We start from the raw sequence: 931 nt of genomic DNA, 5'->3' as shown, positions 1-931 counted from the left end.
ATTTTTATCAGCTAAACCATTTAATAAATTTAAAAAGTCCTCACTGTCTAAACCCACGTCTTGTACTTCATTGTAATTTTTCAATCTAAAGCAACGTTTACATATAACATCCTCGCGAAATAGATTATGTTCTGGTACATAGCCAGGTGCGTCAGGGTCTTCTGATTGTAATGGTGCACCACAACCGATACATTTTAATAATTCAGTCTCAGTCAATCAATTTTCCTCCCATGTGATATAGCCTTTTTTTCTAAAATGTTGTAATAAACGACGTTCGACAAGTCTGTTAAATTTAGTAATAAAACCATCTGTATGCTTTACAGGAACTACCATAATAGTAAATAATCCTCGACGATTTCCGCCAAAGACATCAGTCATCATTTGATCTCCAATAACAACAATTTCAGCAGGATCAAGTTGCATTGATTGTGCCGCTTGGTTAAAAGCACGACCTCTAGGTTTTCTAGCTTTAAAGATATAATCAACTTCTAATGATTTTGAAAAGCTTGCTACTCTACGTTCGTTATTATTTGATACTATTGTAATCGTCATACCAGCTTCATTAACATCTTTAAACCATTTTTTAACTGCATCTGTTGGTTCAGCTTCATCCCAACCAACAAGTGTGTTATCTAAATCAGTAATGATACCTTTCATACCTGAGTCAGCAAGTTTTTGTATATCTATTTGGAATATTGATTGAACATATTCATTTGGCATAAAATATTTTTTTATCATACCCATTTTCTTTTCACCTTTTTATATAGATTTAATTAAACGTTCGACAATTTCACTTGATGAAATTGCTGCTTTTTCTAAAAATGCATCAAAAGTAATACCTGCATCTCCATCAGCTAAATCAGAAATCGCTCGCGTGATAATAAATGGTAAATTAAACTGGTAACATGTTTGTGCTAGTGCAGTCGCTTCC

2 protein-coding genes and 1 pseudogene are annotated in these 931 nt (G+C 33.2%); all 3 read right to left on the bottom strand.

All coding sequences use genetic code 11. From position 1 onward, the window contains the following. Nucleotides 1–216: pseudogene (locus ACF91D_RS30740) on the bottom strand (ribosome biogenesis GTPase YqeH); the annotation flags it as partial. Further along, nucleotides 217–744 carry a YqeG family HAD IIIA-type phosphatase gene (locus tag ACF91D_RS30735; RefSeq protein ID WP_042738536.1) on the bottom strand — a complete coding sequence of 176 codons (528 nt, stop codon included), beginning with the start codon at nt 742–744 and terminating at the stop codon, nt 217–219. A gap of 15 nt (nt 745–759) precedes the next feature. Further along, nucleotides 760–931 (bottom strand): phosphorylase family protein (locus ACF91D_RS30730; protein ID WP_483883398.1); only part of this gene is annotated, 172 nt, incomplete at its 5' end.

The organism is Staphylococcus sp. 231237_7MaSpsaltlick (genome assembly GCF_043107035.1).
This window is presented reverse-complemented; position numbering and strand designations above follow the sequence as displayed.